Origin of the sequence: Millisia brevis NBRC 105863 (assembly GCF_001552615.1) — a bacterium.
GTDB classification, from domain to species: domain Bacteria; phylum Actinomycetota; class Actinomycetes; order Mycobacteriales; family Mycobacteriaceae; genus Millisia; species Millisia brevis.
Window position 1 is genome coordinate 385308 of sequence record NZ_BCRN01000003.1, and the last position, 22394, is coordinate 407701.

20 protein-coding genes and 1 tRNA gene are annotated in these 22394 nt (G+C 69.5%); 12 read left to right on the plus strand and 9 right to left on the minus strand.

Features of this window, described 5'->3' with window-relative positions; all coding sequences use genetic code 11:
- The first annotated feature begins 39 nt into the window (after positions 1-39).
- The 3 genes from MB1_RS06540 (at position 40) to MB1_RS06550 (ending at position 2384) form a co-directional block, all read left to right on the plus strand.
- Positions 40-897, plus strand: a complete 858-nt coding sequence (locus tag MB1_RS06540) for a thioredoxin-like domain-containing protein (RefSeq protein WP_066904901.1) — start codon at positions 40-42, stop codon at positions 895-897.
- The gene (locus MB1_RS06545) at positions 894-1640 is read left to right on the plus strand and encodes a DUF305 domain-containing protein (RefSeq protein ID WP_245650048.1); all 747 of its coding nucleotides are present in this window, start codon (positions 894-896) and stop codon (positions 1638-1640) included. Before MB1_RS06540 ends, MB1_RS06545 begins: the two co-directional genes overlap by 4 nt.
- A gap of 162 nt (positions 1641-1802) precedes the next feature.
- The gene (locus MB1_RS06550) at positions 1803-2384 is read left to right on the plus strand and encodes a septum formation family protein (protein WP_157083929.1); all 582 of its coding nucleotides are present in this window, start codon (positions 1803-1805) and stop codon (positions 2382-2384) included.
- Between the two features lie 65 nt (positions 2385-2449).
- Here MB1_RS06550 and MB1_RS06555 read toward each other — a convergent pair whose 3' ends face one another.
- Entirely contained in the window at positions 2450-3949 is a 1500-nt protein-coding gene (locus tag MB1_RS06555; protein WP_066904905.1) for an aldehyde dehydrogenase family protein, read from the minus strand.
- Positions 3950-4172: 223 nt separating this feature from the next.
- Here MB1_RS06555 and MB1_RS06560 point away from each other — a divergent pair.
- A tRNA-Arg gene (locus MB1_RS06560) sits at positions 4173-4248 on the plus strand.
- Positions 4249-4303: 55 nt separating this feature from the next.
- Here the strand turns inward: MB1_RS06560 and MB1_RS06565 are convergent.
- Positions 4304-4810, minus strand: a complete 507-nt coding sequence (locus tag MB1_RS06565) for an SRPBCC family protein (protein ID WP_169801610.1) — start codon at positions 4808-4810, stop codon at positions 4304-4306.
- A 233-nt stretch (positions 4811-5043) separates the two neighbouring features.
- On the opposite strand from MB1_RS06565, the gene MB1_RS06570 reads away from it, so the two are divergent.
- From MB1_RS06570 to MB1_RS06600, 7 genes are all read left to right on the plus strand, one after another.
- On the plus strand, positions 5044-5586 hold the full coding sequence (locus MB1_RS06570; RefSeq protein ID WP_066904909.1) for a TetR/AcrR family transcriptional regulator: 543 nt from the start codon (positions 5044-5046) through the stop codon (positions 5584-5586).
- A gap of 206 nt (positions 5587-5792) precedes the next feature.
- Positions 5793-7352: an ABC transporter substrate-binding protein gene (locus tag MB1_RS06575; protein WP_084351027.1), complete on the plus strand. Its 1560-nt coding sequence runs from the start codon at positions 5793-5795 to the stop codon at positions 7350-7352.
- A gap of 5 nt (positions 7353-7357) precedes the next feature.
- Entirely contained in the window at positions 7358-8383 is a 1026-nt protein-coding gene (locus tag MB1_RS06580) for an ABC transporter permease (protein ID WP_066905082.1), read from the plus strand.
- The gene (locus tag MB1_RS06585; RefSeq protein ID WP_066904913.1) at positions 8380-9240 is read left to right on the plus strand and encodes an ABC transporter permease; all 861 of its coding nucleotides are present in this window, start codon (positions 8380-8382) and stop codon (positions 9238-9240) included. The genes MB1_RS06580 and MB1_RS06585 overlap by 4 nt, the downstream gene beginning before the upstream one ends.
- Positions 9237-11075, plus strand: a complete 1839-nt coding sequence (gene nikE / locus MB1_RS06590) for a nickel ABC transporter ATP-binding protein NikE (protein ID WP_218000192.1) — start codon at positions 9237-9239, stop codon at positions 11073-11075. Before MB1_RS06585 ends, nikE begins: the two co-directional genes overlap by 4 nt.
- A complete protein-coding gene (locus tag MB1_RS06595) occupies positions 11072-13123 on the plus strand; it encodes a CocE/NonD family hydrolase (RefSeq protein ID WP_084351029.1) in 2052 nt (683 codons plus the stop codon). Before nikE ends, MB1_RS06595 begins: the two co-directional genes overlap by 4 nt.
- Positions 13116-13754, plus strand: a complete 639-nt coding sequence (locus MB1_RS06600) for a TetR family transcriptional regulator C-terminal domain-containing protein (protein ID WP_218000193.1) — start codon at positions 13116-13118, stop codon at positions 13752-13754. Before MB1_RS06595 ends, MB1_RS06600 begins: the two co-directional genes overlap by 8 nt.
- Here the strand turns inward: MB1_RS06600 and MB1_RS06605 are convergent.
- From MB1_RS06605 to MB1_RS06635, 7 genes are all read right to left on the minus strand, one after another.
- Positions 13751-14419 carry a hypothetical protein gene (locus MB1_RS06605; protein ID WP_157083930.1) on the minus strand — a complete coding sequence of 223 codons (669 nt, stop codon included), beginning with the start codon at positions 14417-14419 and terminating at the stop codon, positions 13751-13753. The genes MB1_RS06600 and MB1_RS06605 overlap by 4 nt on opposite strands.
- A 51-nt stretch (positions 14420-14470) precedes the next feature.
- Positions 14471-15127 carry an alpha/beta hydrolase family protein gene (locus tag MB1_RS06610; RefSeq protein ID WP_245650049.1) on the minus strand — a complete coding sequence of 219 codons (657 nt, stop codon included), beginning with the start codon at positions 15125-15127 and terminating at the stop codon, positions 14471-14473.
- Between the two features lie 31 nt (positions 15128-15158).
- The gene (locus MB1_RS06615; RefSeq protein WP_066904916.1) at positions 15159-15941 is read right to left on the minus strand and encodes a hypothetical protein; all 783 of its coding nucleotides are present in this window, start codon (positions 15939-15941) and stop codon (positions 15159-15161) included.
- A gap of 137 nt (positions 15942-16078) precedes the next feature.
- The gene (locus MB1_RS06620; RefSeq protein WP_066904918.1) at positions 16079-16855 is read right to left on the minus strand and encodes an enoyl-CoA hydratase; all 777 of its coding nucleotides are present in this window, start codon (positions 16853-16855) and stop codon (positions 16079-16081) included.
- Positions 16856-16945: 90 nt separating this feature from the next.
- A complete protein-coding gene (locus MB1_RS06625; RefSeq protein WP_439646926.1) occupies positions 16946-18022 on the minus strand; it encodes an enoyl-CoA hydratase/isomerase family protein in 1077 nt (358 codons plus the stop codon).
- A 64-nt stretch (positions 18023-18086) separates the two neighbouring features.
- Complete coding sequence (locus MB1_RS06630) at positions 18087-18812, minus strand: SWIM zinc finger family protein (protein ID WP_084351033.1); 726 nt, start codon at positions 18810-18812, stop codon at positions 18087-18089.
- Positions 18809-21682 (minus strand): DEAD/DEAH box helicase, encoded by a 2874-nt coding sequence (locus MB1_RS06635; RefSeq protein ID WP_066904924.1) that lies wholly within the window; start codon positions 21680-21682, stop codon positions 18809-18811. Before MB1_RS06635 ends, MB1_RS06630 begins: the two co-directional genes overlap by 4 nt.
- A gap of 199 nt (positions 21683-21881) precedes the next feature.
- On the opposite strand from MB1_RS06635, the gene MB1_RS06640 reads away from it, so the two are divergent.
- Positions 21882-22394 (plus strand): PadR family transcriptional regulator (locus MB1_RS06640; RefSeq protein ID WP_245650050.1); only part of this gene is annotated, 513 nt, incomplete at its 3' end.

Consider the following 22394-nt stretch of genomic DNA (forward strand, 5'->3'; position numbering starts at 1 on the left):
CATAGGTCAACGGCCCAGTAGAGAAAGCGTGCACTCGCAATGGCACGAGGTTCATCCTCCGACAGCGATTCGTCGAAGGGCTACACGCGGACGGCCACGAAGGCGGCCGGCGCGTTGAAGGCGTCCAAGAGCGGTCGCCGATCCGGCGTCGCGGGAACCAAGCGGGAAGTCCCGTGGTTCCTGATCGGCGCGGGCGTCGTCCTGATCGGACTGGTCACCCTGCTGACGATCAACCTGCTGCCCAAGTACCAGGAGCAGGTCGCTCTCGAGGAGTGGACCCCCACCGCCGAGAATCCGGATCCGTCGACGGCGATCTCCGATGTGCAGATCATCGACTATCCGGCCGCGCTGCACGTCAGCAGCACGCAGCGCGTCGCCTACGACCACACCCCGCCTCTGGGTGGGCCGCACGATGCCACCTGGGCGACCTGCACCGGCGTGGTCTACCCGGAGGCGATTCGCACCGAGAATGCCGTGCACTCGATGGAGCACGGCGCGGTGTGGGTGACCTACAACCCCGACACCGTCCCGGCGGATCAGATCGCCTCGCTCGCCGCCCGCGTCCAGGGGCAGCAGTACATGATGATGTCGCCGTACCCGAATCTCGATCCGCCGATCTCGATCCAGTCCTGGGGCCACCAGCTGCAGGTCGACTCGGCCGATGACGAGCGCATCGGTCAGTTCATCGCGGCGCTGCGCCTGAACCCGAATACCTACCCCGAGGTCGGCGCGTCCTGCTCGTCGTTCCCCGGATCCGGTTTCGATCCCGACAACCCGCCGCTGTTCGATCCGAACCCGCCCGGCCCGGACGCGGTTCCGATGGACGGTGCCGGTTCGACGACCGATACCTCCGAGCTCGGCGGCACGCAGGCCCCGATGACCGAGCCCGCGCCGTGAGCAACCCCACGGTGACCGAAGCGCCCGAACCCGCCTCGCCCGATGCCGATGTCGAGGTGCCGCCGCCCGGCCGCGTTCGCCCGTCGACCCTGGTCATCGGCGGTCTGATCGTGCTGGTCGCCGGAATCCTGTTGGGGTGGTTCGTCCGCCCGATGACCGAATCCGGGACCACGCTCGACATCCCGGCCGCCGACTCGGTCGACGTCGGCTTCGCCCAGGACATGACCGTCCACCACAGCCAGGCCACCGAGATGGCCGCGGTCGAATTGGCCAACGGCACCGACGCGCGGGTGCGCGGCGTCGCCTACGACATCCTGACCAGCCAGCAGAACCAGATCGGTCAGATGCAGGGATGGCTGGCGTTGTGGGGCCGCTCCCCGGCGCCGGTCGACGGCTACATGCGCTGGATGGACCACAGCGATTCCGGGATGGCCGGGATGGACCACTCCGGCGGACATACCGACGGCACCGCCACGGACGATGACGCCTCTGCGGGTTCGACCACGATGCCCGGCATGGCCACCCCCGAGCAGCTCGCACAGCTGCGGGCGGCCACCGGCGTCGATGTCGATCGCATCTTCCTCGACCTGATGATGACCCATCACCAGGGGGGCGTCGCGATGATGCAGCAGGCGCAGGAGCGGGCCGAATCCCCCGTCGTGCGCCGGCTGGCCGAATCGATGTTGCAGACCCAGACCTCCGAACTGGATCTGATGGCCTCGCTGCGCTCCCAGCTGGGCTGACACCCTCGCCGACCCGGCGAATCCGAGTGCGCCGGAGGCGGTCCCGGCGCACTTTTCGGTCGTACCGTTTGGGACGAATGCCCTGCTACTCTTCGCTACGACCACCCACCCGATGGGGGTCCGGGTATCGAAATTTCTGTGCAGAACATCGGAGCGACCAGCGTGACATCGATCAAATCCAGAGTCCTGATTCTCGCCACGCTGGCCGCCGCGGCCGCCGGTGTGGCCGGCTGTTCCAGCAGCGTCGACGGAACCGCGACCGCCGCCTCCCCGGGCGTCGTGACCACGACGACCGCCGGCGCGGCGCCGACCACCCAGGCCGGTATCGCCACGACCACCAGTTCGACGACGACGGCGCCGTCGACCACGGTCACCGGCCAGGACACCGACATCTTCGCCATCCGCGTCGGTGACTGCCTGACCCAGGAGGTCGGCAGCGGAACGACCTCGAGCACCGAGATCATCCCGTGCAGCGAGCCGCACAGCGGCGAGATCTACGCCAGCTTCAACTCGTCGGCCGCGACCTTCCCGGGCACCGACGCGATGAACTCGGAGGCCGAGGACGGCTGCGTCGTGCGGTTCACCGACTTCGTCGGTATTCCGTGGCAGCAGTCCACCCTGGCGATCAGCTACTTCGTGCCGACCAACGATTCGTGGGATCTCGCCAACGACCGCGAGATCCTCTGCATCATCGAGGATCCCGCCGGTCCCACCAGCGGCACCCTGCAGGGATCGAATCGCTGATCCACCCCGAAACACCACTGCGGCCCGCCCTCGATCGAGGGCGGGCCGCAGTCGTCTGTGACGGGTTATCCGCGACCGTGCAGCACCTTGGCGAACAACCGCACCAACGCATCGGTGCGACCGGTTCGCCCGAAGGACGTCAGCTGCAGGGGCGCCGGGAAGCGCCGCCGGGAAATCACCTTGGGCGTGGTGAATTCGCGCAATCCGTCCGGTCCGTGAATGCGTCCGAAGCCGGAATTGCCGATGCCGCCGAAGGGCACTCCGGGGACCGCGGCAAAGGAGATCACCGAGTTGACGGCGGTCATGCCGGACCGGATCCGCCGGGCCAATTCGACGCCGCGGCGCTTCGAGAAGACCGTCGATCCGAGGCCGTAGTCGGTGTCGTTGGCCAGTTCGATCGCCTCGTCCATGTTGTCGACCCCGCGAACGGTGATCGTGGGACCGAAGGTCTCCTCGCGAACGGCCAGCGAATCCTCCGGCACGTCGACCAGGATCGTCGGTTGGACGTAGTTGCCGTCGATCGCATCGCGTCCGCCGACCAGGGCGCGGCCGCCGCGGTCGAGCGCATCGTCGATATGCCGACGGATCACGTCGAGCTGGCCGGGCATCGTGATCGGCCCGATCTTCTCGTTCGGCCCGGCGGAGATCTCGGAGGCCTTCTCGACCAGCAGGTCGAGGAAGGGCTGCAGGACCGCGTTGTGCACGTAGGCGCGCTCGACACCCACGCAGGTCTGCCCCGCGTTCGACATCGCACCCCAGAGCGCCGCGTCGGCCGCCTTGTCGAGGTCGGCATCGATGTCGACCAGGATCGGATCCTTGCCGCCGGCCTCGATCACCACCGGCGTCAGCGTCTCCGAGCAGGCCCGCATGACGAGCTTGCCGGTGCGCGCCGACCCGGTGAAGGCGACCTTGTCGACGCCCGCCTCGCAGAGGGCGGCGCCGGTCGGGCCGAGCCCGGTGATCAGCTGGAAGACGTCGGCTTCGGGAACGACCTCGGCGAAGCGGTCGACCAGCCAGGCGCCGACGCCGGGGCTGTACTCGCTGGGCTTGAAGACGACGGTATTGCCGGCGGACAGGGCGTAGGCGATCGAGCCCATCGGGGTGAATACCGGGTAGTTCCAGGGGCCGATCACCCCGACGACGCCCAACTGCTGGTATTCGACGGTCGAGATGATGTCCGGGGTCGCGATCGTGGAGCGAACCTTCTTGGGGCCCAGAACCTTCCGGGCGTTCTTGGCGGCCCAGTCGATGTGGTCGAGGGCCAGCACGATCTCGAGCCGCGCGTCCGGGATCGGCTTGCCGGTATCGCGGTGGACCACCGCCGCCAACTCGTCGATGCCCTTGGCGATCGCATGCTTCCACGCCAGCAGACGCTTGGCCCGCCCGTCGAAGTCGAGGCCGGTCCAGAAGCCGGTGGCCGCGCGGGCCCGCTCGACCGCCGTCGCGACATCCTCCGCCGTGTCGATTCGATAGGTACCGACCACGCCGCCGGTGATCGGGCTGACCGAGTCGAAGGTCTCGGGGAGCGCCGTCACCTCGGCGTCGGTCTCGCTGACAGCGGTCATCTCGTCTCCATCCCGGGATATCGTCCCGATCTGTCCTGCCGGTGTGTTCTGGCTCTCTTCGAGGGTATACCGCCTGTCATAGCCCGTACAGGTTGATGTGTCCTGCGGTACCACCTTCGCCGGCGGGTGCGGTCCCGCGGCCGAGGGGCGGGCGGATTTGGGAGGTCACCGACCGACCCGCTACAGTGACAGTCGCCCAACTGGTTCACCGCGATAGCGGTGCGCCCCCGTAGCTCAGGGGATAGAGCGTTCGCCTCCGGAGCGAAAGGCCGCAGGTTCGAATCCTGCCGGGGGCACCAGGAGAAGCATCACCAAGACTCCCGAATCTCGCCCGCGAGGTTCGGGAGTCCTGCTTTATGCCGCCTCGGCATGATCGCGCAATCCGACCAGCGTGGCCCGCATCATCGGCGACATCGTCGACTCGAGAAATGACCGAACCGCTCCGGAGACGATCGGCGCGGTGGGCAGCAAGGCGTAGGTCCAACTCAACCTGGTCCCGCCGCCTTCCGGCGCATAGCGGAATTCGGCCATGCCGTGACGCACGACGAAACGCTGCACGCCTGTGAATCCCCAGATCTGATAGCGAAGGAGATCGGGTTGGTCCACCAGGACCTCTTCGGCCAGGTAGTGACCGTCCTCGAACATCACCCAGCGGCGGTCACCGGCACGTGCACCCGGAATCCACTCGCCGGTCAGGGCTCGCGTCGCCCGAACCGCGGGAAACCCCTCGTCGAACTGCACGATCTCCTCCAGCGGCAGGGCCGGATCGTTCCCGGCCGCCCAGACCTGCGCCGGGGTCGCCTCGACATATACCGAGTGCGTGACCTCCACATAGCCATCGGCGACGGGTGCCGGACGCACGCCCGAGTAATCGGGTGGTCCGGCCGGCGGCGCCGTCAACCACACTCCCCCGACTCCGAGAACCGCCGCCACGAGAACGACGACCCCGCACCCAACCAGCAGACGCCGAGGACCCTTCCCGACGGCGGACCGGGGAACACGATCGGATGACATGGACCCTCCCAACAGGTTGACGTTGTCAACCACGGTACGAGCGGTAGGTTGACGCCGTCAACCGCAGCTACGATCGGGCGATGGCCTCCTCGACACGCGACGCGCTCATCGAAGCCGCGACGGATCTGCTCGACGAGGGCGGCCCGGCGAGCGTGACGATGCGGGAGGTAGGAAGACGCGCGGGGGTGTCACATAACGCCCCGTACAAGCACTTCGCCGACAAGGAGGCACTGCTCGCCTGCGTTGCTGCCCGCGAACTCGACCGCTACACGGCGCTGATCGAACCCCCGACCACCAACGTGGCGACGACCTTCACCGCCTACGTCGAACGGGCCCTGCGCTATCCGGCCCGATTCCGACTCGTGTTCGGCCGCTGGACCATCGAAGATTCCGAACTCGGCCGAGCCGCCGATGCGGCGAGCGTCGCCCTGCTCAACGTCGTCATCGACGCGCAGGCCACCGGGCAGCTGCCGGATGGAGATCCCGCCGCGCTGGCCGAGCTGCTGCGGGCGACCGCACACGGCGCGATCGACCTCGAACTGGGCGGACATCTCGCCAAGGGAGCTTCCGCCACAACGCCCGCGAGCCTCCTCGACAGACTGGTCACCCTCCTCGCCCCGTGACCCCCGGTCGCACCCCTTCGAGACCGAATCAACTGGTCGCCAATCGATCTCGGAGGACTCCACCCCCGGTCAACCAACGAGAGCGCCCCGGCCGGTGCCGACTCTCACCCACAAGAATCGGGTCCCTTCTCGATTTCGCGCTGCCGAATCACTCCCGAACCTTTATCGTACGAACGAACGATTAGTGAATAGCCGGGGGAATGCCCATGAGCAACGTGAATCGCCGCACCTTTCTGCGGGGTGCGCTGGGGCTCGCCGCCGTGGGAGTCGGCGCGGCGTGTGGTGCACCCGCACTGGACATCCCGCGGACCGCCGCCTCGGGCGAGGCGGCCGTCGGCGGGATCATGCGGATCGCGCGACCAGCCGCCAGCGCGGCGGAAACGCTCGATCCCGCGAGCTCGCTGTCTGCCTACGAGTACCTCGGAGCGATCTACAACCGGGTGGTCAAGCTCGATCGGACCGGGCGGACCACACCGGACCTCGCGCTGGAATGGTCGTCCAATCCGGATGCGACCGAATGGACCTTCCGGCTCCGACCGGGGGTGCGCTTCCACGACGGTCGCGAGCTCACCGCCCGCGACGTCCGGTACACCATGCGCCACATTCTCGATCCGGCGGTGGCCTCGCCGCAGGCGACGGTGCTGTCGACGATGTTGGACGCCAACGGGATCGACGCAGTCGACGCGACCACCGTGCGCTTCCGACTCGGAACCCCGAACGCGGAGTTCCCGTCGCTGCTGACCGCCTACCAGTGTTACGTCATTCCGGAGGATTCCGCGGATGCCGACTCCGTCGCCGGCGGCGGGGTGGGGACCGGCCCGTTCCGGCTCGCGTCCTACGTCCCGGCGGGACGCGGATCGGTGGTCGCGAACGACGACTACTTCGAGGGCCGCCCCACCCTGGACGGCATCGACTTCTTCTCCATTCAGGACACCTCCGCGCGGGTCAACGCCCTGCTCGCCCGGCAGGTCGACCTGTTGGCGCAGACCAATCTGGACAACGCCACCGCGCGGGTGGTGATCGGCTCGGCGGGTACCACCGTCGCCCGCGTCGAATCGGCGCAGTGGTACACGATCCCGATGCTCGCCACCTCCGCCGAATTCCGCGATCCGCTGGTCCGGCAGGCGATGCGGCTGGCCTACGACCCGGAGCAGGTGCTGGCGACCGCCCTGCAGGGCACCGGGGCCGCCGGCTGGGACAACCCGGTGCCGCCGACGATGGCCGGACGGCTGACCACCAACCGCCCGTACGACCCCGATCGGGCCCGGGCCCTGCTCAAACAGGCCGGCGCGGAAGGGCTCTCCCTGCCGATCTACACCTCGTCGTACGAACCGAACTTCACCCCGATCGCGATCGCCTTCGCCGATCAGGTCAAGGCGGCGGGCATCAATCTGACGATCACCAACGCGGCGGCCGACTCCTACTACACCTCGGTGTGGATGCAGCAGCCGCTGATGGTCAGCTACTGGTTCACCGGCCGCCCGATGGACCAATTGCTCAACCAGGTCTTCCGTTCCGGCTCGGGCTACAACGAGTCGGCGTGGTCGAATCCGCAATTCGACGCGCTGCTCGACGCCGCCCGCGCCGACACCGACCCGGCCGGTCGTGAACTGAAATACCAAGAGGCCCAGCAGTTGATCGTCGACGACGGAGCGGACATGACGCCGGTATTCGGCGATCGGCTCGTCGGGATGAGCCAGGACGTCGTCAATTACGACGAGTACGGCTTCGAAATGGACTACCGCCGACTCGGGCTGCGGAGGTGACGGGCATGGTGATCGCGATCGCGCGCCGGGCCGCTACGGCGGTCGTGACGTTGGCGCTCTCGGCGTTCTTCGTCTTCTTCGCCACCCAGGCGTTGCCGGGCGACGTCGCCGAGCAATTGCTCGGCCGCAACGCCACACCGGAGGCCGTGGCCACCCTGCGCGAGCGGCTCGGCCTCGATACCAACGTGTGGCTGCGTTTCGTCGAGTGGCTCGGCAACGCGGCGACCGGCGATTTCGGCGTCTCGCTGGTCAGCGGAAACGCGGTGGCCCCGGTGGTGTGGACGGCCTTCTCCCACACCCTGATCATCGCGGTGCCGGCGATCGTCTTCGGCATCGGATTGTCGGTCCTGCTCGGGGTGTACGCGGGCGCTCGGCGCGGCCGCACGGCGGACAGCGCGATCTCGGTCGCGACCCTCGCGGCGATGAGCATCCCCGAATTTGTGGTGGCCACCGTGCTGGTGCTGGTCTTCGCCATCGCCCTGCCGATCTTCCCGGCGGTGGTGCTCGCCGGCAGCGAGGCGACCTTCGGGGAACTGGTGCCGGCCGCCATCCTGCCGATCGTCACGCTGATCCTGGCGATGTCGGCCTACATCGTGCGGGCGACCCGTACCTCGGTCGTCGACGGGCTCGAAAGCGAGCACGCGATCTCGGCGACGATGAAAGGTGTTGCCCCGCGCCGCGTTCTGTGGCGCCATGTGCTGCCGACCGCGATGCTCCCGGTCCTGCCGGTGATCGCGCTGAACGTCGCGTGGCTGCTCGGCGGAGTGGTGGTGGTCGAATCGGTCTTCAACTACCCCGGACTCGGCAAGCTGATGATCGACTCCGTCTCCACCCGCGACCTGCCGGTCCTGCAGGCGATCGCCCTGCTGTCGGCGCTGGTCTACGTGTCGGTCAATCTGCTGGCCGATCTCGTCGCGATGCTCTTCGATCCCCGACAACGGCCGAGCAACACACGCCCGAGCAAGACGCGACCGGGCAGGGCGGCCCGGCGCGTGCCCTCCCCCACATCGACCACGGAGGTGACCGAGTGACCGCCCCATCGACCCCTCGCGTCCGGCGGCAACTGCCCGCACTGGGCACCGGCACCTGGATCGGCATCGGCCTGGTGGCCTTCACCATCGTCGTCGCGTTGCTCGGCCCGCTGCTGGTGCGGGCGGATCCGCTGACCACCGACGCGGCGAATGCCCTGCAGGGCATCAGTTCCAGCCATTGGCTCGGCACCGATCAGTACGGTCGCGATATCCTGTCCCGCGTCGTCGCGGGCGGCAGGTTCGCGCTGCTGGTGTCGTTGCTGGGCACGATCGCGACAGTCGTGATCGGCACGTTGATCGGCGCGGTGGCCGCCTACTTCCCCGGTTGGCCGGACAGCGCGATCGTGCGCGTCCTCGACGCCGTCCTCGCCGTCCCGTCGGTGCTGGCGCTGCTGCTGGTCGTCTCCGTCTTCGGGTCGAGCCTGTGGGTGGTGGTCCTGGCGGTCGTGGTCGTCTACGCCCCCGCCGTCGCCCGGGTGGTGCGCGGGGCGGCGCGACCGGTGATGCACCACGCCTACGTCACTGCGGCGCGGGCCCGCGGCGAACGCGCGCTGCCGGTGATCGTCCGCGAGGTCGTGCCGAACGTCCTGGACACCGTGCTGGTCGAGACCGCGATGCGCGCGTCGTGGGTCGTCCTGCTGGTCTCGACGTTGTCCTTCCTCGGATTCGGCGTCAGCCCACCGACACCCGACTGGGGCTTGATGATCGCCGAGAACCGCACCGCCCTGACCGTCGCACCCGCCGGAACGGTCGCTCCGATCGTCGCCCTGGCGATCCTGGTGGTCGGTCTCAACCTCGCCGCCGACGGACTCGGCAAGTACCTCGGTGTCGACCGCGCGAGCCGGGGTGCGCTGTGAGCGCCCCGCAGGTCGCCCCCGACACGGCCGAGACCGTCGCGCGGATGGTCGACCTGACGATCTCCTACCGCGCCGGACGGCAGCGCGTCGTGGTGGTCGACGGGCTCGATCTGACGATCGCCCGCGGCGAAACCGTAGGCCTGGTGGGCGAATCCGGCAGCGGCAAGTCGACGGCGGCGCGCACCCTGCTCGCCGGGCTGCGCCGCGGATCGACGGTCGACACCGGCTCGGTGACCGTCGGCGAGACCGATGTCTTCGCCCTGCGCGGCGCGCAGATTCAACGGCTGCGCGGCGGGCGGGTGGCGCTGGTCGCCCAGAATGCGGGGCAGGCGCTGACCCCCTCGATGCGGATCGGCGCCCAGATCGCCGAGGCGCTGACCGCCCACGGCTTGCCGGCGACACCCGAGCGCCTGATCGAACTCGCCCGCCTGGTGCGATTGCCGGACCCCGAGACGATCCTGGAGCGTTGGCCGCATCAACTCTCCGGCGGGCAGCAGCAGCGTGTCGGTATCGCGATGGCGATCGCCACCGACCCCGACCTGCTGGTCCTCGACGAACCGACCACGGCATTGGACGTGATCACCCAGGCCGCGATCCTCGCGTTGATCGACGAATTGCAGCGGCGTCTCGGCATGGCGGTGCTGATCGTCAGCCACGACCTGGGGGTGATCTCCGCGGTCGCCGACCGCGTCCTGGTGATGCGCAACGGTCGGGTGGTCGAGTCCGGGCCGGTTGCGACGGTGATGGATTCGCCGAGCAGCGGGTACACCGCGGCCCTGTTGGCGGCCGCTCCCCGGGTCCGTCCGCGCCCCGATACCCCGATCCGCACGGATATACCGGCGCCCACCGATACTCCCTCCCCGACCGATGGCTCGTCCCCCACCTATCGCCCGTCCTTCACCGCCGCTGTGTCCCCCGCCGAGGAGGCCGGGGCCGGACCGGCGGCGGAGGCACCCGCCCCGCTCGTGCTGCGGTGCACCGACATCGTCATCCGCTACCCGGGGGCGCCCCGCCCGGCGGTGCGTTCGGTCGATCTCGATCTGCGCCGCGGCGAAACCGTGGCGGTGGTCGGCGAATCCGGCAGCGGCAAGTCGACGGTCGCCACCGCGCTCGCCGGGCTGACCCCGGCCGAATCGGGTACGGCGATCCTGACCCTCGACGACGGCCCGTTCGACCTGCTCGCCCAGCGTCGACGCCCCCGCGAGGTCCGCCGGCTGGTCCAAATGATCTTCCAGAACGCCGATCTGGCCCTCAATCCGCGGCGCACCATCGGCGATTCGATCGCCAGGCCGATGCGCTTCTTCGGACGATGTTCCCGCCGCGAGGCGAACGAGCGGGTGGCGCAGTTGCTCACCGAAGTCGGCCTGCCGGCGTCGATGGCCGGTCGGGTACCCGGTCAGCTCTCCGGTGGGCAGCGGCAACGCGTCGGGATCGCACGGGCGCTGGCCGCGGAGCCGGCGATCCTGGTGGCCGACGAGGTGACGACGGCGCTCGACGTGTCGGTCCAGGCCGAGGTGCTCGACCTGCTGGACAACCTGCGCCGTACCCGCAACCTCGCGATGGTCTTCATCAGCCACGATCTGGCGGTGGTCCGGCGCATCGCCGACCGGGTGATCGTCCTGGAGAGCGGGGTGGTCGTGGAGAACGCGCCCACCGACGCCCTCTTCGACGATCCGCGCCACGCCTATACGAAGCTGCTGTTGGACGCCGTCGTCGAACCCGGCGCGGCGCCGCCGACGGCGAGCGCGATCGACATGCCGGCAGTATCGATCGCCGGCGCATTGGTGGATGTGGGCGGTGGACACCTGGTACGGAGTACGGAGTTGAGCGCATGACGGTGGACACCTCACCGGGTACCAACCGAACGGATCGGGCGGCGGACCGTCGGACGATCGATCCGCGGGCGTACGGGGTCACCGTGCGCGATGTGGCGATCCCGATGCCCGACGGTGTTCGCCTGCACGCGCGGGTCTGGCTGCCCGCCGATACCGCCACCCGGGCGGTCCCGGCGTTGCTCGAATATCTGCCGTATCGGCTCGATGACTGGACGTCCGTGCGCGACAGCGAGCGCCACCCCTGGTACGCCGCCCGCGGCTACGCATCGGTGCGGGTGGACATCCGCGGCACCGGCAGCTCGGAGGGGTTCTTCGACGACGAATACTCCGAACAGGAGTTGGCCGACGGCGAGGCGGTGATCGCCTGGATCGCGGAGCAGCCGTGGTGCACCGGCCGGGTGGGGATGTTCGGCATCTCCTGGGGTGGCTTCAACTGCCTGCAGCTCGCCGCGCGCCGGCCGGCGGCGCTGCACGCGATCGTCACCTGCTGCTCGACCGACGACCGGTACGACAACGACGTGCACTACGTCGGCGGCGCCGTGCTCGGTATCGACATGAGCGCCTGGGCGGCCACCATGCTCGCCTTCACCGCCCGCCCGCCCCGCCCCGAGGTGGTCGGACCGGAGTGGATCGACCAATGGCGCGCCCGCCTCGAGCACCTGCGACCGCTCGCCCCGGTCTGGCTCGGTCATCAACGCCGCGACGACTATTGGCGCCGCGGCAGCGTCTGCGAGGACTACCGGTCGGTCACCGCGGCGGTACTCGCGGTCGGCGGGTGGTCGGACCCCTACCGCGACACCGTTTTCCGACTGCTGGAGAATCTCGAGGCGCCGCGCAAGGGCCTGCTCGGACCGTGGCCGCACCAGTACCCGGATCGGGATACCACCCCGGGACCGATGATCGACTTCCTCTCCGAAACGCTGCGCTGGTGGGATCGGTGGCTGGCCGACGAACCGACCGGCGTAGAGGACGACCCCGACCTGAAGGTATGGATTCAGCAGGGCGAACGTCCCGCTCCCCATCCGGTCGAGCGCCTCGGCCGCTGGATCGGAGTCGAAACCTGGCCATCCGCAATGGAATCGGTGACACTGCCGCTCGCCGGTCCCGAAGCGCCGCCACGGATCGTGTCCACCCCGGCGGCCACCGGTCAGGACAGCGGCCGGTTCTTCCCCTTCGGATCGTCGACGGACCTGCCGCCCGATCAGCGCGCCGAGGACGGCCGCAGCGTCGTGTTCGACCTGCCGCAGCGCCCCGCCGGGCTGCTCGGCACCGCGACCGTCCGGCTGCGGCTGCGCACCACCACGCCGCGGGCGACCGTGATCGTGCGGCTCTGCGAGGTCTGGCCCGACGGCGCCTCGACCCTGCTGACCCGCGGGGTGCTCAACCTGACCCGGCGAAACGGGAGGGATCGCACCGATCCGATGCCGATCGGCGAATGGGTCGACGTCCACGTACCGCTGGTTACCGTCGGCCACGAGTTCGCGCCCGGCACCCGGCTACGGGTGGCGATCAGCGATCACTACTGGCCCTGGGTATGGCCCCACGAGGACGCCGGACCGTTCGAGATCGACCCGGCCGCTTCACAGGTGCGGTTGCCGACGATTCCCGACGGCTTACCGGTCACCTTCGATTCTCCCGAACAGGCCCGCCCGCTCGCCGCGGTTCCGGTGCCGACGCCGGATCGACCGAACGGGCCGCGCGCGGTGACGTTCGATGTGGCCACCGGCCGCACCCGGCTGGTCGTCGACCCCGAATACGGCGGCAGTCGGCGATATCCGGACGGCTTGCTCTGGCTGGAGAGCACCGAGGAGAGTTACGACATCGTCGAGGGCGACCCGCTCTCGCCGCGTGCCGACGCCCGCTGGTCCTATGACATCGACGGCGACGGCTGGGGTGCGCGCATCACCACCGGTTCGTCGATCACCTGCGCGCCCGGCGAGTTTGTCATCGACAACCGGGTCCATGCCCTCGCCCGGGATGCGAGCGGGGCTTGGCATGTCGTTCACGACGGGGTGTACACCGATCGGGTCGCGCGCGACGGTGCCTGACAACGTGCCGGACCGGCGAAGACGACTCAGCCCGGACGAACGGCGCCACCAGATCGTGGCGGCCGCACGGGCGGCGATCGCCCGGCAGAGCCTCGCGGCCCTCTCGGTCCGCGATATCGCCGCCGCCGCAGGGGTTTCGGTGGGAACGGTGACGTACCACTTCGCCGGGATCGACGAGATCTTCGGCGAGTTGGTCATCGGGGAATCCGAACGCTTCTACCGGGACGCCATCGTGCGTGCCGATGCCGAACCCGATCCGATCACCGCGTTGATGCTGATCACCGAGCCGATGTTCGCCGACACCGAGGACGCCAAGGCGCACTGGCGGATCTGGGCCGACTACTGGGGCCTGGTCGCCCGCCGCCCGCACGTCGCGGAGTACTACGCCGATCGGATCCGTAGCTGGGAAGCCTGCTGTACCCGCATCATCGAGCGCGGCCAGGCCGACGGCGCGTTCACCGACACCATCGACGCGCACAGCGCCGCGCTGCGCCTCGCCGCCTACTCGGACGGCCTGGGTATGCAGTTGGCGCAGGGTGTCGGCGGGATCGACAGCGCCTCGGCGACCACCTGGTTGCTCGACTTCGCCCGGATGCTGTTGACCGACAGCGGCGGCCCGGTGTCCGGCTAGCCCGAGCGACCGTTCTCCGCTCGCATCCGTGCGAGGACCTCGCGCGGCCGGACGCAGCGCGCCCAGGCCGGCAACGGCGGATCGCCGGCCTCGTGGTGCGCTGCCATGTCCCAGACCTGCCGGACGGCGGTCGCCAGATCCCGAATCTTCGGAGCAGCCACGGCACCCCGAGACCGGCTCCTTGCACGATCGATGGGCCGCCAGCCTCCGTCCGTCGTTCGACGAGCAGAGTTTGCCAGGGGCTGGACCCGCAGTTGGAGCGCATGTTCCAAGGCAAGTCCGACCGTCGCTTCGCCCAGTGAGGTCACCGCCGGGTCGGCCTCGGGAGCCAGTCGCCAGTTGACGACGACCACTCGATCCCAGATCTCGGGTGGAAAGGTGTTCGCCACGTGATGGCTCTCCCCCACGGGTAGATCACGCAGGCGTCGGAACGCGTCGGTGGTCTGGCCGACGTACAGCAATCCCCACCGCAACCAGATTCCGTACACCGCCGACCCCACGACCGGCGGATTGGTCTCGGTCGCGCCGGCCAGTTCCGTACCCAGGCGGTGGGCGAACGCGTACCGGTACCTCCGCCACTCGTCCGAGGCTTCCCTCGTCGACGTGAGGCTGTCGAGTCCGGTCATCCACCGATCGAAGTCCTCGTGGAAGCTGTTCCCCGACATGTCACACCACAGCGCGGCGATGCCGGCACACCACATACATCCCCGAACGCATCAGGAGACAAGGACCTTCGCGAGTGCGGCGGCGACAATCGCCGCGAATCCGGATTTCCTCGGCGCCAGGTCGTGTCCGGCGTTCTCGATCGTCAGCACCGTCACCGGTGCCGGGACGACCGCGAAGGCGGCCTCGACGTCGGCGGCGGTACCGAACGGATCACGGTTGCCCTGAGCGACCACCGTGGGCACGGTGAGGTCCGGAAGATGTTCGACACGAAGCCGTTCCGGCTTACCGGGCGGATGCAGCGGATAGGACGTCAGGATCAGCGCGTCGAGGCCCGCGGGATCCTCGGCGGCGACCATCGACGCCTGGCGGCCCCCGTAGGAATGACCACCGATCGCCAACGGTACGTCGGGAAGTCGTTCGCGCAGCGCCGCGGCAGCGGCGCGAATACCGTCGCGATCCACACCCGACCGGGACGGGGTCGGCGGGCCCTTCGGGCGCAGCTGCCGATACGGCAGATCGATGCGGGCGACGGCGATACCGATCGCGGTGCACGCCGCGGACACCGCGAGCAGGTTGGCGGCCCCGCGGCTGCCTCCGGCCCCGTGAGCGAGGACAACAACCGCAGCGGGATCCCCCTCGGGAAGGTCGAGGTCGGCTACCACCGAGTGCCCCGGCACATCGGAGGCGCGGCGAATCTCCTCGGTCACCGGACCACTCCCCCGACCGCCACTCGCTCGATCACGGCACCTCGGTGATGCCCACGGTCGGGAGGAACAGGCAGGTCTGGTCGCCGTGGCGGACCTGCCCGAAGACCGCGGCAAGCACGGTTCCGCTGCCGGTCTCGACCGGGGCGATGCGCACTCCGGCGGACGGCAGGGTGCCGACCACCGCCGCGACCGGGCCGACCAACTGCGCGCGCACGGTCTCCGGGAACTGGGCGAGGATCGCGTCGGAGAGGGCTTGCGTGAATCCGGACATCTCGACGAACCCACCGCGCAGGGTCGACAGGTTGAACCACGCCACCTGCATGCCGGTCGTATCCGGATCGTTGGCCACGCCGGCCGGGACGAAGGCGTAGATCGCCTCGCCCGGGCCGACGAGGTCCGGGTTGAGGACGTCGGGAAGGCCGGGGATCGGCACGGCGTACGGCCCCGGGGCGGAAGCCGCCATCGCCGGCACCGCCGACAACGGCACCCCGGAAACCGCGGAACAGCCGAGCGCGACCGACGGCCAGAGGAACGGCTCGAGACCGAGGGCCCGCACCGCGGTGGTGAGCGCGGATACCGCCTGGCCGGCCTCGCCGCTTCCGGTGCTCAGCGGATCGGTCACCGCGGCGATCGCCTCGGCGGCCTCGAGCGATGGATCGTCCGGCGCCACACTCGACAGGGCGGTGACGGCGTCGTCGATCGTCGGCTCCGGCTGCGCGGACGCCACACCCGGCGCGAACCATGCGGACGCGACGGTCAATGCGGCGGCCGCGGTCAGCGTCGCGGCGACGGGTCGACTACCGGAGATCCGCATGGCCGTTGCTCCTCGAGGTCGGTATCGCATATCTGTGACCCCCGAGGCTCATGCGACTGATGGTATTCGTGTTTCGAGTGTGACACGAAAACGTACAGATGGCACGAAGCTCGTTCCCCTCACCGACCGTACGCGCCTCAGCGGTGGCGGAAGTCCGGCTTGCGCTTCTCGATGAAGGCCGCCATGCCCTCCTTCTGGTCCTCGGTGGCGAACGTCGAATGGAACAGCCGCCGCTCGTAGCGAACGCCCTCGACCAGGGTGGTCTCGTAGGCCTGGTTGACGACGTCCTTGGCGATGCGCGCGATGGGCAGCGACATCCCGGCGATCGTCTCGGCGATCGAATGTGCCTCCTCGCGCAGAGATTCGAGCGGCACGACCCGTGCGACCAGCCCGGAGCGTTCGGCCTCGTCGGCCTTCATCCGGCGACCGGTCAGGATCATGTCCATCGCCTTGGCCTTGCCAACCGCACGGGTCAGACGCTGCGATCCGCCGATGCCGGGGATGACGCCCAGGGTGATCTCGGGCTGGCCGAAGGCGGCGTTGTCGGCGGCGATCAGCACGTCACACAACATCGCGAGCTCACAGCCACCGCCGAGGGCGTACCCGGCGACCGCACCGACGATCGGCGTACGCACCGCGGACAGCCGGTCCCACGCGGAGAACAGGTCCTCGGCGAAGGCGTCCATATACGTCTTGGTCGACATCTCCTTGATGTCGGCGCCGGCGGCGAACGCCTTGTCGGAGCCGGTCAGGACGATCGCGCCGATATCGGGATCACGATCGAATCCCTCGACCGCGCCGACCACCTCGTTCATCAGAGTGGTGTTCAGGGCGTTGAGCGCCTTGGGGCGGTTGAGCGTGATCGTCGCGACGCGACCGGTGCGCTCGACGAGGATGGTCTCGTAATCGGACATGCGGGTGGTACTCCTCCGGTTGGGAATGGGCCGGGATTACGGGTGGAAACGTGCGGCGGTCAAACCTGGCGACGGGCGCGCCGCCGACGATCAGGGGGCGAAGCCGGTCAGATCGCGTTCGAGCGGTTCGAAGTAGGCCGCGACCTCGTCGGCGGTCACCTCGGCGAGCGTCGCGGGCTTCCAGGACGGCGAGCGATCCTTGTCGACGACCTGGGCGCGGATACCTTCCGGAAGATCGTGGCTGGTCAGCGCGCTGATCGAGACCCGGAACTCGCGAACCAGGGAGGTCTCGAGGTCGGGATCGGCCGCCGCCTGCCGCAGCGAGCTCAGCGTGACCGACAGCGCGATCGGCGACTTCGCGGCGATCGCATCGGCCGCCTTGGTCGCCGCCGCGGCGTCGTCCCCCTCGACCGCGCGCAGGCGCTCGATGATCTCGCCGGGCGAGTCGGCCGCGAAGGCCGGGTCGATCCAGCGGCGGGCGTCGGTCAACGCCGATTCGGGAGCGGGCCCGGCGTGCGCGGCCAGTGCGGCCTCGACGCCGTCGCTCACCAGCGTGTCGATGAAGTCGGGCAATTTCGCCGACTCGACGAAGTGATCGGCGAGACCGACGGCGATCGCGTCGGCGCCGGACAGGTGGATGGCGGTCAGCGCCGCCCAGATCCCCAGCCCACCCGGGGCATGCGACAGCAACCGCGTGCCGCCGACGTCGGGGATGTAGCCGATGCCGACCTCGGGCATCGCCAGCCGGGTGCGTTCGGTGACCACCCGAACACTGCCGTGACCGGAGATGCCGACGCCGCCGCCCATGACGATGCCGTCCATGATCGCGACGTAGGGCTTGGGGTAGTTGCCGATCTGCGCGTTCAGCAGGTACTCGTCCCACCAGAATCGCGCGGAGCCGGTCTGCTCGCCCGCGGCCCGATCCGCCACCGCGAGGGCGTCGTTGCGGATCGCGACGATATCGCCGCCGGCACACAGGCCCCGCTCCCCCGCACCGGTGACCAGGACGGCCCGAATGCTGTCGTCGTCGGACCAGGCCGTGAGCGCCTCGGCGAAGGCGACCACCATCTCGTGGTTGAGCGCGTTGATCGCCTTCGGTCGGTTGAGTTCGATGTGGCCGATGCCGTCGCGCGTCGACACGTTCACCAGGTCTGTCATGCCCACCAACCTACCGGTTACTTGGACTTCAAACTATTTATCTTTCAACAATATGTTCGGGGTTCCGCGAGCCTCATTCGATGAGTCGGCGATACATCAGCCGCAGGTCCTCGACCCCCCAGCCGATCGACGCATCGTCCGGATCGATGCCGCGCAATGCCCGGCGCAGCAGGTTCGCGTCCAGCACCTCGAGCGCGGTCGCCCCGTCGGCCGGCAGGGCGGGCAGCGGCGGCAGGGCGAGGTCGTTGCCGAAGTGGTCGATCGGACCCGGCGCGGCAGGGCCGTCGCCGTCGGCTTCCCACTCCACGCCCCGCAACAGCACCTCCGGATCGGCGCCGCGCAGCACCAACAGCACGCCGGGGTTCTGATCGATCAGCAGCGCGATATCGCACAGCGTCGCGACCGCGTGTTTGCAGGGATCACCGGGGTCGGGACAGGTGCACGACCAACGGAAATCGCGCGCCTCCGGCAGGGCCGCGTCCGCCAGCAGTTCGGGCATCGCCCCTCCGACCACGCGGGTCAGGACGCCGGGTTCGTCCCGCAGGCGCGTGATCAGTTCGTCGAGTTGGAACTGATCGAGGGTGCGCAGGGTGATCGTCACCTGGAACGGCGCGGGCTGGCTGCCGCGCACATGGGTCCGGATGACCCCCGGTTCGATCGACGGCAACGTCACGTGATCATTGCGTGCGTATCCCAGCCCGCGGCTGTACCGACCGGGCTCGGCCATCGATTCGACCAGCGCCATCCACCGACGCCCCCAGTCGGTACGTCCGTAGGCCGCCGCGGAGCGGGTACTCATTGGGCAACCGCCACATCCGACAGCGCGAAGATCTCCTTCAACTCCGCGTCGTCCATCTCGGTGATCCACCGCTCCCCGACGCCGACCACGTCGTCGGCGAGCCCCTGCTTGCGCTCGAGCAATTCGTCGATGCGCTCTTCGATCGTGCCGACGCAGACCAGCTTGCGGACCTGCACATCGCGGCCCTGACCGATCCGGAAGGCGCGGTCGGTCGCCTGGTTCTCCACCGCCGGGTTCCACCAACGATCCAGGTGGACCACGTGATTTGCGGCGGTCAGGTTCAGACCGGTACCACCGGCCTTCAACGACAGCATCATGATCGACGGGCCGTCGGGGGTCTGGAATCGCTCGACCATCGCGTCGCGCCGCTTGCGGGCCACCCCGCCGTGCAGGAAGGGCACCTCCTCGCCGTATCGGGCGGTCAGATAGCCGACGACCAGGTCCCCGAATTGACGGAACTGGGTGAACAGCAAGGCCTTTTCGCCGTCGGCGAGGGCGGCGTCGAGGATGTCGTCGAGCAGTTCGAGCTTGCCGGAGCGGTGGGCGCCGCGGCGCACCACCGGCGAGCCGTCGTCGAGGTAGTGGGCCGGATGGTTGCAGACCTGCTTGAGGCGGGTGAGCGTCGCGAGGACCAGCCCCTTGCGTTCGGCTCCTTCGGACTCCGCGATGCGGGCGATCGAGTCGTCGACCACCGAGCGGTACAGTGCAGCCTGTTCGCGGGTGAGGTTGGCGCGCACCGTCATTTCGAACTTCTCGGGCAGGTCCGCGATGATCGACGTATCGGTCTTGACCCGCCGCAGGATGAACGGCGCGGTGCGGCGGCGCAGCGCGGCGAGCGCGTCCTGGTCGCCCTCCCGTTCGATGGGGACGGCGTAGCGCGCGTGGAATTGGGACAACGGCCCGAGCATGCCGGGGTTGACCACGTCGAGCGCCGCCCACAGCTCGGAGAGCCGATTCTCGACCGGTGTTCCGGTGAGCGCCAACCGATGTCGCGCGGGCAGCCGCCGAACGGCTTTCGCCGCGGCGGTCGCCGGATTCTTGACGTGCTGCGCCTCGTCGAGCACGACGCGCCGCCACGGGATGCGCGCGAGGGTGGCGATATCCCTGGCACACAAGGCATAGGTGGTGATCACCAGATCCGCCGCGGCGGCGCCGGCGACCAGCGCGTCCTCGGTCGCCCGACCGGAGCCGTGCTGCACCAGCACCCGCAGACCGGGGGCGAAGCGGGCGGCCTCGCGCTCCCAGTTGCCGATCACCGACATCGGCGCGATCAGCAGCGTCGCCCCCGGCGCCTCCCGCGCCCGTTCGGCGGCGAGCAGGCCCAGCAGCTGAACGGTCTTGCCGAGGCCCATATCGTCGGCGAGTACGGCGCCGAGGCCCGCGGCGGTCATGAAGGCCAACCAGTCGACGCCGCGCTGCTGATAGGGACGCAGCCGGCCACGGAAATCGGCCGGCATCTCCACCGGCTCGGGTTCGAGATCGCCCCGCAGCAGCTCGACCGCCCAGCCGGTGCCGGTGACCTCGATCGGCGGCAGGTCGGGATCGTCTCCGCCGGCGAGCAGCGCCATCGTGTCGCCGAGCGTCGGCTCCGGCGGCGGCGCGTTCTTGCCCATATAGGCGACCGCCGCCGCGATCGCGCGTGGATCGGCCCGCACCCATTGGCCGCGCAGCCGCACCAACTCCGCGCTCGCGGTGCTCAGCCGGTCGAGTTCCTCCTCGGTCAACTCGACATCACCGAGTGCCAGCCGCCAGTCGTAGGCGAGCACCGCCGGCATGCCGACGCCGCCCTCGACACCGGTCTTCGGCAGGGCGGGCGAGCGCACCTGCAGACTGAGCGACGCGGTGACCGACGTCCACTCCCGCGGCAGCAGGACGGTGATGTCCGCGGCGGTCAGCGCCGGGATGCCACGCTCGATCAGGTCGAGGACCGCGACAGTCGGCAGCAGCAGGTCACCGCTCGGCGATTCCGGGGCCAGCGCGAGGATCGGGCAGATCGTGCGGGCGAGGTCGAGGGTGCGAGCCCCCTCGGCGAACAGCAGCGGATCGCGCGCGCGAATCTCGCGCAACGGCACCGGGGCCGCGCCGGGGTCCTGAATCAGGATCTCGAGCGTCCACAGGATGTCGTCCTCGGGCTCGGTTTCCACCGCCGATCCCAGCGGGGCGACCCTGGTGTCGGCCGGATCCGGCTCGACCAGCCGCAGGACCAGCCGCGAGTCGTCGACCACACTGTCGCGCCATCGCTCGAAAGCCCGCCGATCCCGTTCGCCGACACCGGCGATCGGGGCCCCGTCGATCAGCGCCTCGGTCAGCTTGTGCGCCGCGGGCGGGCGTCCGATGATCGAGCGCACCAGCGGGTCGACCAGCTCGGCGACCAGGTCGTCGAAGATCGCCGCCCGGTCGCCCAGCGAGACCTGCACCGGCGGCATCAGCCCGAGCAACTCCGCCCGCCAGGCCCGCTGCGGCCGATCGACCATCGGCTGCCAGCGGACCCACCATTCGTCGTCGACACGGGTCAACGCCGGGACCACCCGGCCGCTGCGGGCCCAGACCGCGAGACCGGCGACCACGTGCGAGAGGTAGCGCAACTCCCCCGAGACGACCTCCGGGCGGTCCGGCATCCGTTGCAGCATCTCGACCGCGTCCGCCGGGCCGACCCCGATGGTGCGGATCGTCGTCGCCGGCACCTCGCCGTCGCCGGTGGGCAGGCCGATCGTCGTGCGGTGTCGAGGGGTGCGCGCGAAGGCGCGGGCCACGGATCGGGGCAGTCCGGCGAGCTCGTCGTCGGACGCCGCGGCGCCTGCGGGGTCGCCGTCGCGGCCGGCGCGCCAGAGCATCAGCCCTGATCCGGGGGCCCACACGCCGTGCAACATCCACCCATTCAAACATCGCGGTCCGACGCGATCGCGCCGCGAAAAATTGATGGTTGCATCGCGACGCATCCCGATATATCGTTAACGACGTGCGAAGCGCCGGGAACCCCGAGCAGCGCGCACCAACAGACCAGAAACGTCCGCGCCGAGATGGCGAAAGGCCGAGATGTGCGGACACAACCCAAGAAGGAGTCACCTGATGACTGCCATGAATCCCGCATGGGAACCCGAAATGCGATTCGGCCCCTTCGGCCCTGCCGGTAAGTTCCGGCGGCGCGGAGGCCGGCCGGGGCCGCGACCCGATGTCGCCGCCCTGCACGCGATGGCACGCGAGAACGGTTTCGACGACCGCGATGGCGGCGCCGAGGACGCCGAGGGCAGGGGGCGCCGACACGGCGGCCGCGGCCGTCGGCGTGGCGATGGCCCGCCCTTCGGCCCCGGCTTCGGTCCGGGTGCGTTCGGCCCCGGCGCGTTCGGTCCGGGCTTCGGCCCCGGCGGACCGCGTCCCCCGTTCGGCCCGCGGCGTCGCCGCGGCCGCCGCACCGCTCGCGGTGACGTTCGGCTCGCGGTGCTGACCCTGGTGTCCGAGCAGCCGCGCCACGGCTACGACATCATCGCCGAGATCGCGACCCGCACCGAGGGACGCTGGACCCCCAGCCCCGGATCGGTGTACCCGACGATCTCCCAGCTCGAGGACGAGGGCCTGGTGCAG